The organism is Jeotgalibacillus malaysiensis (genome assembly GCF_044789845.1).
Taxonomy (GTDB): domain Bacteria; phylum Bacillota; class Bacilli; order Bacillales; family Jeotgalibacillaceae; genus Jeotgalibacillus; species Jeotgalibacillus malaysiensis_A.
In genome coordinates this window covers 1,453,136-1,467,624 of record NZ_CP085252.1, presented here as the reverse complement: position 1 = coordinate 1,467,624, position 14,489 = coordinate 1,453,136, and the positions used below count along the sequence as shown (strand labels likewise).

The 14,489-nt window shown below is 41.1% G+C and carries 14 protein-coding genes; 2 read left to right on the top strand and 12 right to left on the bottom strand.

What is annotated here, in order from left to right; translation table 11 throughout:
- Positions 1-8 precede the first annotated feature (8 nt).
- From LG330_RS08000 to LG330_RS07985, 4 genes are all read right to left on the bottom strand, one after another.
- Complete coding sequence (locus LG330_RS08000; protein WP_404408889.1) at positions 9-1,355, bottom strand: cytochrome ubiquinol oxidase subunit I; 1,347 nt, start codon at positions 1,353-1,355, stop codon at positions 9-11.
- A gap of 253 nt (positions 1,356-1,608) precedes the next feature.
- On the bottom strand, positions 1,609-3,423 hold the full coding sequence (locus LG330_RS07995; protein WP_404408888.1) for an ABC transporter ATP-binding protein: 1,815 nt from the start codon (positions 3,421-3,423) through the stop codon (positions 1,609-1,611).
- A gap of 4 nt (positions 3,424-3,427) precedes the next feature.
- Positions 3,428-5,182, bottom strand: coding sequence for an ABC transporter ATP-binding protein (locus LG330_RS07990; RefSeq protein ID WP_404408886.1), 1,755 nt, complete (start codon positions 5,180-5,182; stop codon positions 3,428-3,430).
- 180 nt (positions 5,183-5,362) lie between these two features.
- On the bottom strand, positions 5,363-5,905 hold the full coding sequence (locus LG330_RS07985) for a peroxiredoxin (protein ID WP_404408884.1): 543 nt from the start codon (positions 5,903-5,905) through the stop codon (positions 5,363-5,365).
- A gap of 231 nt (positions 5,906-6,136) precedes the next feature.
- Here LG330_RS07985 and LG330_RS07980 point away from each other — a divergent pair, with 231 nt between their 5' ends.
- Entirely contained in the window at positions 6,137-6,991 is an 855-nt protein-coding gene (locus LG330_RS07980) for a mechanosensitive ion channel family protein (RefSeq protein WP_404409536.1), read from the top strand.
- Positions 6,992-7,206: 215 nt separating this feature from the next.
- Here the strand turns inward: LG330_RS07980 and LG330_RS07975 are convergent, their stop codons facing one another.
- The 6 genes from LG330_RS07975 to LG330_RS07950 form a co-directional block, all read right to left on the bottom strand.
- The gene (locus LG330_RS07975) at positions 7,207-8,322 is read right to left on the bottom strand and encodes an N-acetyldiaminopimelate deacetylase (RefSeq protein ID WP_404408883.1); all 1,116 of its coding nucleotides are present in this window, start codon (positions 8,320-8,322) and stop codon (positions 7,207-7,209) included.
- A 251-nt stretch (positions 8,323-8,573) separates the two neighbouring features.
- Positions 8,574-9,287: a 2,3,4,5-tetrahydropyridine-2,6-dicarboxylate N-acetyltransferase gene (gene dapD, locus LG330_RS07970; RefSeq protein WP_404408881.1), complete on the bottom strand. Its 714-nt coding sequence runs from the start codon at positions 9,285-9,287 to the stop codon at positions 8,574-8,576.
- 114 nt (positions 9,288-9,401) lie between these two features.
- Positions 9,402-10,265: a LysR family transcriptional regulator gene (locus tag LG330_RS07965; protein WP_404408880.1), complete on the bottom strand. Its 864-nt coding sequence runs from the start codon at positions 10,263-10,265 to the stop codon at positions 9,402-9,404.
- A gap of 12 nt (positions 10,266-10,277) precedes the next feature.
- Complete coding sequence (locus tag LG330_RS07960; protein WP_404408878.1) at positions 10,278-11,771, bottom strand: MDR family MFS transporter; 1,494 nt, start codon at positions 11,769-11,771, stop codon at positions 10,278-10,280.
- Between the two features lie 18 nt (positions 11,772-11,789).
- Positions 11,790-12,239, bottom strand: a complete 450-nt coding sequence (cbpB, locus tag LG330_RS07955; RefSeq protein ID WP_404408876.1) for a cyclic-di-AMP-binding protein CbpB — start codon at positions 12,237-12,239, stop codon at positions 11,790-11,792.
- A gap of 126 nt (positions 12,240-12,365) precedes the next feature.
- On the bottom strand, positions 12,366-12,623 hold the full coding sequence (locus LG330_RS07950; protein WP_039808582.1) for a YkuJ family protein: 258 nt from the start codon (positions 12,621-12,623) through the stop codon (positions 12,366-12,368).
- Positions 12,624-12,884: 261 nt separating this feature from the next.
- Here LG330_RS07950 and LG330_RS07945 point away from each other — a divergent pair, with 261 nt between their 5' ends.
- On the top strand, positions 12,885-13,130 hold the full coding sequence (locus LG330_RS07945; RefSeq protein WP_404408874.1) for a glutaredoxin family protein: 246 nt from the start codon (positions 12,885-12,887) through the stop codon (positions 13,128-13,130).
- Positions 13,131-13,152: 22 nt separating this feature from the next.
- On the opposite strand, the gene LG330_RS07940 is transcribed toward LG330_RS07945, so the two are convergent.
- Positions 13,153-13,359, bottom strand: a complete 207-nt coding sequence (locus LG330_RS07940; protein ID WP_404408873.1) for a hypothetical protein — start codon at positions 13,357-13,359, stop codon at positions 13,153-13,155.
- A 254-nt stretch (positions 13,360-13,613) separates the two neighbouring features.
- Positions 13,614-14,366, bottom strand: a complete 753-nt coding sequence (gene fadH / locus LG330_RS07935; protein WP_404408872.1) for a 2,4-dienoyl-CoA reductase — start codon at positions 14,364-14,366, stop codon at positions 13,614-13,616.
- Between the last annotated feature and the right edge of the window lie 123 nt (positions 14,367-14,489).

Sequence of the window (14,489 nt, the reverse complement as noted above, 5' to 3'; positions counted from 1 at the left end):
TCTTCACATTAACTGTCCAGTGTGCCTCCAGGGAAGCGTTTTTCAAGCTCTGCCTCAGGCGGTCTGTTCTTAAACATTCTCAGTAAGACTTTAACACAGAAGAACCCGAGGACTGCATACAGAGCGAGGAACATACCAAATGCAATACCTACAGCTCCGGATGTCGTAGCAGCTTCATCCACTGTCATAATCCCCCGTAAAATCCATGGCTGTCTGCCGACTTCAGCGTAAATCCAGCCGAATTCAATTGCCATCATTGCAAGTGGGCCACTCGCCACGATTCCCATCAGCAGCAGCTTATTCCATTCATTAAACCGTTTGATCAACATAAACATCACAAACAATCCCGCAATAAATAACGAATACATACCGATAACAACCATCATATCGAACATATAGTGAACCCAAAGCGGTGGTCTTTCTTCTTCGGGGAATTCATTCAGACCGACAACCTCTGTATCGAATGAATTACCAGCCAGAAAGCTTAGCATACCAGGTATCCGGATTTCATTACTGATTTCATTATTTTCATCTATGGTCCCGAATAATATGAGGTCTGCATTAGACTCTGTTTCAAAATGCCATTCTGCTGCAGCAAGTTTTTCAGGCTGCTCTTTTGCAAGAAACTTTGCAGAAAGGTCTCCTGCAAGCGCAGTTCCTACTGCAAAGATCAGTCCTGCAGTCATCGTAAGTCTAAGTGCTTTTTTATGATAATCTGTTCCTTTTTTCATCAGGATGATAAAAGCAGTTATAGCAGCCAGAATCAATGCTGATGTCATATATGCTGATGTAACAACGTGAAATACCTTTGTAGGAGTTGCCGGGTTAAACATTGCAGCCAGCGGGCTGATATTAACCGTTTCACCATCAATGATATCAAATCCCTGAGGCGTGTTCATAAATGCGTTTACGGTAGTAATAAAGAATGCTGATAATGTTGCCCCGATCACAATCGGGATATTCAGCAGCCAGTGTAACCAGCGGTTTTTAAATCTGTCCCACGTATACAAATAAATACCAAGGAAAATGGCTTCAAAGAAGAATGCGAATGTTTCCATAAATAGAGGAAGCGCAATAATCTGACCGGCAACCTGCATAAAGCTTGGCCACAATAATGAAAGCTGAAGACCAATTGCCGTACCGGTCACAACCCCAACAGCCACCGTAATCGTGAACCCTCTTGCCCACCGTCTGGCAAGAATTAAATAATGAGGGTCTTTTTTCTTTAATCCCATAAATTCTGCTATTGCAATCATTACTGGAATTCCAACACCGATTGTAGCAAAAATTACATGGAATATAAGGGTAGTAGCTGTTAAGAGCCTGCTGAGCGTGACGCCATCTAATTCCAACATGATTCCCCTCCTAAAAAACTTCATACTAGTAAATTTACTATACCACTGTTTCTCAAACCTATTACAACATTAACTGTATATGTGATATGTTGAACATGAACAATTTGTGACATCCTTCACAAAGACTTAAATTTAGTATATCTGCCTTCTTAACTAATTTCAATTCTCAATGCTTAAGATTCACATCACCGTAATAAGTTGTTCAAATTATAGTCAAAAAAGCTGATCAGACATTTGCCTGATCAGCTTTCCATCATCCTGTATTCTGCTGCATTGTAAACTGAGAATGAACAAGTCCCTGATAAATACCCTTATGCTTCATCAGCTCATCATGATTTCCGCTCTCCATCAGATTTCCATGGTCGAGAACGTAAATTCTGTCTGCATCACGAATTGTAGATAGTCTGTGTGCAATAATAATTGCTGTTCTTCCTTTTAATAATGTTGCAAGTGCTTTTTGAATGACAACCTCTGTTTCCGTATCAATCGAAGCTGTTGCTTCATCTAAGATAATAATTCGCGGATCTGCAAGTAATGCTCTTGCAAAGGAAATTAACTGTCGTTCGCCGACAGAGAGAATATTGCCTCTTTCTTCTACTTCAGTGTCATAACCTTTTGGCAGCTTTTGAATAAAATTATGTGCACCAACCGCCTTTGCTGCATCAATCAGCTGCTCATCTGTTGCATGCGGGAATCCAAAGCGGATATTATCCTTTATTGTCCCAGAAAAAATAAATGTATCCTGAAGAACAATTGAGATCTGTGAACGAAGACTTCTTAGGGAGACATCCCGCAGGTCATGTCCATCCATTTTAATTGAACCAGCAGTTGGATCATAAAAACGTGTAACCATATTGGCAATTGTCGTTTTTCCTGACCCTGTGTGCCCAACAAGCGCAATGGTTTCACCAGCTTTAATATCAAGGTTAATGCCATTAAGCGCTTTTCTGTCTCCTGAATAGGCAAAATCAACCTGATTAAACTGAACATCACCTTTAATTTCGTCCAGCTCAACCGGATTTTTCTTTTCCGCTACATTCGGCTGTTCATCCAGGAATTCAAAAATTCTTTCAGATGAAGCCATCCCCATCAGCAGCTGGTTATACACCATACCAAGTCTTGAAATCGGCTCCCAGAACATACCGATTAAAAATGCGAATGTAACGAACTCACCAATCTGAAGGCTTCCACTCTGTATGAGTGATGCACCGTACCAGATCAGAATGGCTGAACCGACTGCATTCGTCATTTCAACGAGCGGTCTGAATGTCGCATTTTTCTTTGTTGCATCTCTCCAGCTTTCGAAGGTTTCATTATTTACCCCTTCAAAATACTGTGCATTCTCTCTTTCCTGTGTAAATGACTGTGTAATTCTCATCCCCTGAAGACTTTCATTTAAATGAGAGTTCAGCTTCGACTGTTTTAATCGCACCGTCTGCCATGATCTTCTGATTTTTTTACGAAGCTTCGTTGAGATAAAGAACATTGCAGGCAGCACAATCATAACCGCCATCGCTAGCTCAGGGCTTATCGTAAATAATACAATAAAAATACCAATTAGCATGAGAATATCCATCAGCAGATTAATAACACCATTTGTAAACAATTCCTGCAGTGAATTGATATCATTCATGATCCGTACAAGGATTGAACCGGCTGATCTTTGATCGAAAAAGCGGTTACTGAGCCACTGTACGTGCGTAAATAAATGTTTACGCAAATCATAAATTACACTTTGACCCAGAATATTCATCCATTTAATTCTGAAGATGTTAGCAATGTAATTGATGATATATAATCCTGCGATTACCCCCACAAGCTGCATCAGCAGGTTGCCATCCCTTCCGGCAATTGCTTCATCAATGACATACATACCGATCAGGATTGGGATAACCAATCTGACTGCTGTTGTAACCAGTACCATGATAATAGATAATGGAAGGAGTTTTTTTGAATAAGGCTTTAAGTACCTGAACAGCCTCCAGAGCTGCAGCCAGTTAAACGGTTTTTCAATCACCTGATCTGTAGAATATTTATATCTGTTTTGTATTCGTTGCTCACTACTCATTTTTTCACCTCGTTCCCGTTGCAGAAAGTGATTTTTGATCCTTGTATTGAATATCGTAAATTCTCTTGTATTGCCCTTCGAGATGAATGAGTTCGTCATGTGTGCCCCGGTGAGTGATTTCGCCGTTATCAAACACAAAGATTTCATCTGCATGTTTTAAAGAAGAAATCCGGTGGGCAATAATAAATGTTGTTCGCCCCTTCATGACTTCCTTCAATGCTTTTTGAATTTTGAACTCTGTCTGCATATCTACAGCACTTGTCGCATCATCAAGAATTAAAATACTTGGGTCCAGACAGATCGCGCGCGCAATGGCAATACGCTGCTTCTGACCTCCTGATAATCCAAGCCCTCTTTCTCCAAGCATCGTATCGTAGCCATCGGGCATCTCCATAATAAAATCATGTGCTTCAGCTTTCTTCGCTGCATCAATAATCTCATCCATTGTTGCTTCAGGTCTTCCGAAAGCAATATTGGCTTTAATCGTTGATGAAAACAGGAAAGACTCCTGAAGAACAAATCCCACATTCTTACGAAGAGATCTGATTGTGTAGTCACTTACCTCTTTGCCATCAATTAAGACAGAACCCTCTGTTGGTTCATAAAATCTGGTCATCAGCTGGGTAACACTCGTTTTTCCTGACCCTGTTGCACCGATCAGACCGACTGTTTTTCCACTGTTCACTTTAAAAGATACATTGTTAATGGCTTTCTCATCATCAGCAGTGTAGTTTAATGAAACATTTTTAAACTCCACTTCTCCTGAAGAACGAGTAAGTTCGATTGCATCTGGCTTTTCATGAATCGTTTCTTCTGCTTCAAGAATTTCAAGTAATCGTTCACCTGAAGCTTTTGACTGTGAGAATTGATTAATGGTAAATCCAAGGTTCATAATCGGCCAGATAATAAAGCCCACCAGACTGTAAAAGGCCGTCAGTTCCCCGGCAGTCAAATTTCCGTTAACAACAAGGTAGCCCCCGTAGCCGAGTAGCATGACAACACTAATGTTCCCCAGAAATTCCATCAGCGGGAAGTACTTCGCCCATACATCTGATGTAAATAAGTATTTTTCTTTATAATCCTGATTTGAGCTGTTGAATTTATCAATCTGATGCTCTTCTCTTGATAAAGACTTTACTGTGTTAATCCCACTGATATTTTCCTGCACATTCGTATTCAGCTTACCAAAAGACTTTCTTACACCACGAAAAGCAGGGTGTACCTTTTTATCAAACTTATATACTGCGATTGCCAGAAATGGTATAGACAGCATCGTTACGATAGTAAGCGGAACAGAATAATAAAGCATAACCCCTGTCGTAACAATAAGTAGCAGGATCAGTCTGATTAATTCTGCGAACCCAAATGATAAGAAGAAACGAAACCCTTCCACATCCGCAGTCAATCTGGACATGATATCACCGGTTTTTGCATTATCATAATACTGAAACGGCAGGCTTTGCAGCTTATCATACAGCCTTTCGCGCAGGTCATAGACTGCAATAATACCGAACAAGTCACCGTTATACTGGGATATAAACGTAGCGATCCCTTTCACAGCCATGATGCCGATAAAGCCAAATGCCAGATAAGGTATCAGGTTATACCTGCCTTCTCCCACTACATCATCAATAGTAATCTGCAAAATGATCGGATAAACAATTGTAATCAGCGTCATCACAAATAAGAAAATAATCGATAGTATAAAGTGACGTTTATGAGGCCAGTAAAATTCTTTCAATTTTTTAAATACATCCATCGCTTATCCCTCCTTTTCAAATTCCTTCTATATAAATAGACACCTCTTAAATATATCGGTTTTCGAAATATTTTTCCACCTTTATTTGAATTTTTTCTCATTTCTCACTATTCACCAGCTTATAGGTTTGCCATCAAAAAAAGATCAGCCCGCAGGCTGATCTTTCATCATTCAATTGTATTAGAGTGTTTTTTGACCTGGCTTCCAATTAGCAGGGCAAAGTCCACCAGTCTGAAGTGCCTGAAGTACACGAAGTGTTTCGTCTACATCACGGCCAATATTGTTGTGGAACACTGTCTGATACATTAGCTCGCCTTCAGGGCTGATGATGTAAAGTCCGCGAAGTGCAACACCTTCATCTTCAATCAGTACGCCGTATTCGCGTGATACCTGATGATTTGTATCAGCTGCAAGGGGATAGTTCAGATCGCCAAGACCATTGTCTTTGCGCTCTGTATTAATCCATGCAAGATGAGTGTGAATTGTATCAGTAGAAACCCCAATTACTTCAGCATCAAGGTCTTCGAATTCATCGTATCGATCTGACATTGCAGTGATTTCAGTTGGACATACAAAAGTGAAGTCCATTGGATAGAAGAATAATACGGTCCATTTATCTTCTTTCATGTTTTGTTCAAGGCTTACTTTTCCAAATTCTTTATTAGCAAGGACTGCGTCCATTTCAAAGCGTGGCGCCTGCCTGCCTACCATACGTTCTGCCATCAAAAATCCCTCCAGATAAAAATGTACACCGGAAAATGAAAATTCTCTTTCCGGTTAAACTCACGATTCCCATCATAATATACTGAATTTAAATAGTCAATTTTATCAAGAATAAATACAAATAAACTTAAAAATCCCTATCGATTCCTTGATATACGTTTTCCTGTTTGTTATAAGGGTATAGTAGGACGATAGATTGCACAGTAGAAAGGATGAAAGTCATTGAATCAGTTGTTGAATTTAAACGCACTTGGCGCTAGGCTTGCTGATTATGCATGGGGCGCCCTATTGATTGACATTGGCATTGTAGCTCTGAAAATTATCGGAATACTGATTGTATATTTAATTGTTAGAGCGATCGGCAATAGAGTGCTTTCAGGTGTTTTCGCAAAATATGAAAACAGGGAAAATATCTCCGTTGGCAGAGCCCGCACATTAGAAAGCTTAACCAAAAACGTTTTTGGCTATGCACTACTCTTTATTTTAATCGTTACAATTCTGCAGCTTGTAAATATTGATGTAACCGCATTGATCGCCGGTGCCGGTATAATTGGGCTTGCAATCGGTTTTGGGGCACAGGGCCTTGTGAGCGACGTAGTTACAGGGTTCTTTATATTGCTTGAGAAGCAGATTGATGTAGGGGATTATATTACAACCGGTGAATTCTCAGGTATTTGTGAAGAGGTTGGCTTAAGGCAAACAAAGATCAGAGGCTTTGACGGAACACTACACTTTGTTCCTAACCGTGAAATTACAAGTATGAGTAACCACTCACGCGGAAATATGCGTGCGATGATTGATATCGGTATTTCATATGATGATGATATTGACAAGGCTATCAAAGTGCTGCAGGATGTATGTGATAAAGTAGCTGCTTCTAATAGTGCAATTACTGATGGTCCTAATGTAGTCGGCGTACAGGAGCTCGGGTCTTCAGATGTAGTGATCCGCGTAATCGGCCAGACTGCTAATATGGAACAGTGGGCTGTTGAAAGAGAACTTAGAAAAGAAATGAAGGAAGCACTTGATCGTAACGGTATTGAGATTCCGTTTCCTCATCAGGTGTACGTGCAGAAAGAGGCATAATTTAAAGAGCCTGGGTTTTCCAGGCTCTTTATCGTTTCGCTGCGCTTCAGGCGGACACTTTTCGGACGGAGGTTGCTGAGCCTCCTCAAGCTTCGCGTTGCGCGGGTCTCAGCTTTCTTTTATTTGTCCCGGAGTTTCCATTTGGATCGAAGCTTCACTATGTTTGATTCATTTAAAAAGTTAACATTCATTTCTATAATTTATCAATAAATGTATCACTTACTTCTCAAATAATCAGTAATAAATTCAATGGCAGGATCAATCGCTTTTTCATCCGGATTCAGCTTTGAATGATGAAGTCCGTATTCAGACCCCACCCCTAGCCAGAACATAAACCCTGGAATTTCTTTTAGAAAATACCCGAAGTCTTCTCCTGTCATGGCCTTTTCACATTCAATACACTCTATGCCCTGATAATTTCCGGCGAATTTCATGAAGTCATCAGTTAACTGATGGTCATTATAAACCATATAATATGGCTGATTAAACTCTGCCTTGACCTCACAATCAAACGCTAAAGCAATCCCATCACAAACTGCTTTTACTCTCGTTTTGAGCGTTTCCATAACCTCAGGATCCAGGCTTCTCATTGTGCCATTCAGTTCGGCTGTTTCAGCGATGATATTTCCGATAGTCCCGGCCTCAAGTTTACCAACTGTTAGTACTGCACTGTTCAGCGGATCAATTGATCTTGCAACGATAGACTGCAGCTGTGTAATCAGGTGCGCCCCTGCAACGATCATATCTTTTGTTTTATGCGGATAGGCTGCATGACCACCTTTACCCTTCAACATAATTTTCAGCTCAGAGGTATTGGCAAAAAGGAGACCTTTTTTAACAGCGATTTCTCCTGCCTGATATTCAGGCGCGATATGAAGCCCAATAATCTCATCAGGCATCCACGCTTTCATCTCTTCAGAATGAAGCATACGTTCTGCACCGCCGGGACCTTCTTCAGCAGGCTGGAATATGAAAAGCATGTTGTCTTTTAGAGGCTCATGTGCCAAGGCTGAAAGAACCCCTAGCGCTACACTCATATGAATATCATGACCACAGGCGTGCATAAACCCCGGGTGTTCCGATGCAAATGGAAGTTCTGTTTGTTCAGTAATTGGTAAACCATCAATATCTGTTCTGTATGCCAGCGTTCTCGGGTGTTTACCATTCCCTCTTACTAAGACAAAGATGCCTGTCTCCCAGGTTTTAATTGTTAAAGCATCCTGCGGGAGGGTGTGAATAAAACTAAGCAAATACTGCTGGGTTTTAAATTCCTGATAGCCGACTTCCGGTATTTTATGTAGATCTCTGCGAACCTGAATAAATGAAACCATTTCATTACACCTTCCAAACAATAGTTTATATTTATAGCTTTATTAATGTTGGCTGTTAATTGGAGCGAGAGAGGGACGCTTTCCTCGGCCGGGCGGTGAGTCCGCAGGCTTCGCCCAGACCTCACACGCACCTTCATGCGAGCCGCTCCATTATGCTCCAATCACCAGCTGTGCAGAAACGAGATGATCTTCAACAAAGTTTATTCATAAAAAAAACGCAGAATGTCATCTGCGTTTTTTTAAAACAGCTATTACAGCTGACGAAGTTCCTGCTTGATTTCTGTTTTTGATTTTGTTTTTTCGTCGATTTTCTTCAGTACTTTTGCAGGTGTTCCTGCAACCACTGTGTAAGGTTCTACGTCTTCAATGACAATTGCGCCTGCAGCAACAACTGCTCCTTTACCGACTGTTACGCCTTCTAGTACGACTGCGTTTGCACCGATTACTACATCATCTTCTACAATGACAGGTTTTGCTGAAGGTGGCTCAATTACGCCTGCAAGTACTGCTCCTGCACCGATGTGACAGTTCTTACCGACTGTTGCGCGTCCGCCTAAAACTACGTTCATATCAATCATTGTACCTGATCCGACAACTGAACCGATATTGATTGAGGCACCCATCATGATGACAGCATTATCACCGATTTCAACTTGGTCTCGGATAATGGCACCAGGCTCAATCCGTGCTTTAATATTCTTCATATCAAGCATTGGAATAGCAGAGTTTCTGCGGTCGTTTTCAACGACATAATCCCAAATCTGATCCGTGTGCTTTTCAAGTGCCGGCTGGATGTCAGCCCACTCACCGAATACTACACCTGACCCTTCAGATAGAAATGTTTGAGAACCGTCTCCGAAGTTGATTTTGTGCAGATCAGCACCTTTTACATAAACTTTTACAGGCGTCGATTTTTTCGCGTTCTGTATATAGGAAATAATTTCATTTGCATCCATTGTATTCATCTGAATTCTCCTCTCAATCTTTTGTATCAATATACAACTGCCTTTTACTTTATCAGATCACCGTACCACAACACAAGTGATCAATATTAGAAAATTTTATTTAATTCATGAAGCTTAATCCAAATGCTTTTGGACAGATTCTATAAAGGCCTCTACCTGTGGAAGTTCAAAGGCTGACTGGTAACCGATCAGCCAGGTATCTCTTTTTAGTGTCTGCTCCTCAGTATGAAGCGGTGTGCAATAGACGCTTTCCTGACCGGTCAGTGTAATTGATGGGAGAATTGCATAACCTATCCCGTTAAGTGCCATCTGCTTACATGTTTCGATCTGATCAACAAGGATATTCTGACGTGGGGAGATTTGAAATTGTCTGCTCCACCACTCCTGAATTTCCTGATAATACGTAGAATCACTTTTAAATTGGATAAATGGTCTATCTGTTAAGTGCAGGTCTTCCACCCTTTTAATTTCTTTATCCACAAGATATAACTGATCCTGAAACAGGTGCATTTTCGGACCTTTCCAGTCAGGTGTTCCGCGGATAATGCCAACGTGAACTTCCCCGTTATAAACAGCCTGAAGAATTTCACTGCTCCAGCCGGTCATCAGTGAGATTCTAGCATGGGGGTTTGTTTCAACAAAATCCTTCAATACTTTAGGCAGCCAGTTTTGCCCTACTATTGATGCACACGCAATCTTAAGGGTTCCATACACTTTTGAGTCCATGGCAAGGATCTGTTCTTTTACTGCTTCTTCTTTTTTCATGATCTCTCTTGCCATTCCAACAATCATTTCTCCTGCAGGAGTAAGCGTTAAACCTTTTTTAGACCGGATAAATAATGGTTTCTGCCATTCTTTTTCAAGTGTCTGCAGCCGCTGAGACAATGCAGGCTGTGATACGAATAGTCTTTCAGCAGCTTTTCTCATATTCATTTCTTCGGCAAGTACATCGAGCATACGGTAATCAGAATGATTCATCACACATACATCCTATTCATTTCGAGGTAAAAACAGTATAAGTAACAGGCTGATCACAGCAAAGGCAAACACTATAAAATAAACGATATTTAATCCGTCAGTCATTGCGATTTGAAGCTGCTCTAATACACCTGGTTCAATCTGACTTCTCTGCTCGGCTTCAAGCAGCCGGTTCACCGCATCTACTCCGAGAGACTGAACTTCCGGATTCTCATTGTTTTCAAATGAAGACCTGATTGAGGAATTTAAAATCCCGCCAAGCAGTGCGACTCCAACAGTGCTTCCGAGGTTTCTCATAAACATATTCGCTGCAGTTGCTGCACCGCGAAGCTTCCACGGAACAGAACTCTGAATGGATACGATAAATGAAGTGGTTGTCAGTCCCATTCCCACCCCTACAAAAAATGATGAAACGGTTGGCCAGAGCGGTCCATATTCGGGCTCCATCAATACAAACAGGAGTGAACCGATAATTAAGGAAACCCCGCCAATCAGACTTGTCCGGTAATAACCTATTTTAATCAGCAGCCTTCCTGCTACTGTTGCTGCAATCGGCCATCCGACTGACATCGCGGTCAGTGTAAAGCCGGCAATTGTTGCACTTTCTCCCATTACGCCTGTCACAAATGCAGGCAGATAACTGGAGATACCGATCAGCAGCACGCCGGTCGTCAGTGATACAATATTTGCAATAAAAATTGCGCGGTTCCTCCAGATAGAAAATGGCATCATCGGATCAGGAGCTGCTAATTCATGTCTGACAAACAGCACAATAACCACTGCAGATACAGCTACCATGATAAGGGCAGTTGGTGAAAGCCACGGGATGGATATACCGCCTTCCACTAATAAATATAAAAGAATTGTCAGTCCAGCTGATAAAAGGACAGCACCTTTGTAATCAATTGGTGACGTATTCTTTTCAACATTCTCTTTTAAAAACAACCATAACACTGTTAAAGACAGGATTCCAAGCGGCACATTGATCCAGAATACATACTGCCAGCCGATTGTCTCAACAAGAAGACCCCCAATCGCAGGACCCATAACAGCTGAAATCCCCCATACACTCGAGAGATACCCCTGGATCTTTGCACGCTCTTCTTTTGAATAGATATCGCCTACAATTGTGGATGCAATCGGCATAACCGCCCCTGCCCCAAGTCCCTGAATAAAACGGAATACAATCAGCCATTCCATTGATTCAGCAAAACCGCACAGGATTGAACCGATCAAAAACAATGACATGCCCAATGTAAGTACTGGCTTTCTGCCGAAGATATCTGAGAGTTTTCCATATAAAAGGACAGTCACTGTACTCATTAACAGATAAGATGAAAAAACCCAGCTATATAGCTGGAATCCTCCCAAATCAGCTGTAATGGCAGGCATTGCTGTAGAAACAATTGTTGCTTCAATTGCCCCAACAAACATAGCCAGCATAACAGCTGCCAATATAAATGGACGGTATTTTAATCCGCGGTGCTCATGTTCTGAATTCGACATCGATAAACTCCCTTGACGTTACGAACGCTGAATTTGTTTATGGATATGACGTTGCAGCTGTTTTAACATCACTCTTCTTGTCAGCAGCCCTTCAAAATATCCTTCAGGACTCATAACACACACAAACGGATGGTCTACGAGGAGGTTGAGTGCAAACTGGAATTGATCCTGTTTTTTTAGTGATGGGATGTCTGAAAGCATCACATCTTTTACTTTCTTTTCATTTAATCTGCTAAACTCAATTTCTTCAAGACCGAGCATAGAGTCTGTGATCATCTGAACGCTGATGAGACCTTTCAGGTGATACGTTGCATCCAGTACTGGAATGGATGAATAACCACTTTTAGTCAGCACCAGCAAAGCATGCTCAGCTGTATTCATTTCCTGCACGTGTGCTATTTTTTCAGATGGTATAATATATTGACTGATTGGCGTCTCTAAGAATTCTTTATGTTCTGTAGTTAACATCAGTTAAACCCCTTTTACAAAATCTCTCTTTACATATCATAACATAATCTCTTTCTGACCCCACTATTCAGGTCGAGGATTATCTAAAAAAATCCATTAAAAAAACCGGTTAGCCCGGTTTCTTCATTATGCCTGGTTATTGTTTTCTTCCTGAAGTAATTCATAAATTTCAATTGCAGTCATATCAATGTTGTCGAAAGGATATTTTTGCGGCTTTTGATCTTTATCATACACTTCAAGCTCGAACGTATCATTTGTGCCAAAATACTTAACCTGACACACTCTTTTGCCGTTCAATTCGAAAAAGCGGGAAGGAACTTCACCTGACTGATCCTGTTCCTGCAATGTTTTAAGTCTTTGAATAATACCCATTAGTTGAGACATGTGGTATTCTCCCTTCTGTTTGTTGATCATTTCATTATAACATTTGATTAGGAGTAACAGATGATAAAGAATTAATTTTGATGAAATCTCCATCATCATTCCCTTATTCGGCTCTAACAAAACAAGGAATACTATAACACACATCTCCAACTCATAACAGCGCAAATTCAGGATCAGTTCATTCAAACTGCAAATTCTTTGACACAGCATGGTATTTACGGGAAACTATATGTAGAGATACGTTAAAAGGATGTGAGCGTCGTGCAAAAGGTAACTTTGTACACTCAGCCTCAGTGCCCTCCATGTGAAATTGTAAAACGTTTTTTTAAAGCAAACGATATTCAATTTAATGAGATAAATATTAAAGAAGACCCGTCTTCTCAGGAGTACATGATTAAAACGCTGGAGTCCTATTCGACCCCAACGGTTTTAATAAATGACCAGGATGTTGTCAGAGGCTACAACCTGGAAGCACTGGCTGAAAAGTTGAATATTTCATGTGATTAAACCGGCGATGGTGCCGGTTTTTTTACATCATATAATATAAAATAATCCCGACTCCAGCGATCCCTGCAAGGCTGTAAATAATAATAACCGGGTTAAAGAGAACAGGATGCTTCTGCACCTCGTCAGAAACCTCATCACGTTCACTTTTTTTACCTCCTGCCTGCAGTGTACCTGCAAGTCCGATCATACAAATTAAAACAATCACTGAAACGATGATTATTGTAACCAAGCGATCGCCACCTTTAGTCTTTAGTTATAAGGTGGTCGATTCGCATAAAATTATACCTTCACTATATGTATTAAGTTCAAAATTTGACTTTGTTAAAGCTGGCTGTCAATTTCCGCTTCATTAGGACGCTTTCCGTGCCGGGGGGTGAGCCCGCAGGCTTTGCCATGGTCTCACACGTCCCTTCTTGCGTGCCGCCCCCTGCAGCGAGAATCAACAGCTGTGCAGGAACAACAATGATCTCACATAATTAAAAACTAAAAAGGAAAAGCGTTCAGCCACTGTCCACCATCTAGCGTGACACATTCACCGTTCATATAGGCAGCGTCATCTGACAGCATAAATGCGGCAAGTCCTGCAATTTCCTCCGGCTTTCCGAGTCTTTTCAGAGGAACGCTTTGCAAAGTTCTCTGTGCGGCTTCTTCAGACTGAAACAGTTTTTCTGCTCCGCCTGTTCTTTCAATCGGACCCGGGGCAATAGCATTAGCTCTGATGCCGTATTTATGCCCCCATTCAACAGCAATCGTTCTTGTCAGCGACAATACCCCTGCCTTTGCAGCCGCTGAATGCGCAACACCTGCACCTGCATTCCATGCATAGGTAGCTACCATGTTAATGATTACTCCTTTAATCTGATGCTTGATCCAATAATCCCCTACTGCTTTTGTACAATTGAATGTACCGTTTAACACGATATCAATCACTGATCTCCATGCATTGGCAGACATCTTCTCAACCGGACAAATGAAGTTTCCGGCAGCATTATTAATGAGACCATCCACAGTACCGAAATGATGAACTGCAGCTTCCACCATTTTCTCTGCCATTTCAGGTTCACGTACGTCCATTTGGAAATACTGTACGTCAGATCCGATCTCTTCTTTTACTGCTTTCAGCTTTTCTTCATCTCTTCCCGTAATTAATACAGAGTGTCCATCACCCGCAAGCCTCTTGGCCATATACTTCCCCATTCCGTTTGAACCACCGGTTACAATATAAACTTTTCCCATCTGAACCCCTCCTGAATATAATGAATGATTATTCATTCATTATACTATCTGTTCCTCCTATATTCAATTTATTCTTCAGAAAGCGGAGAAAATAAAAAACTGATCCAGCCCGTGAGGCTAAAT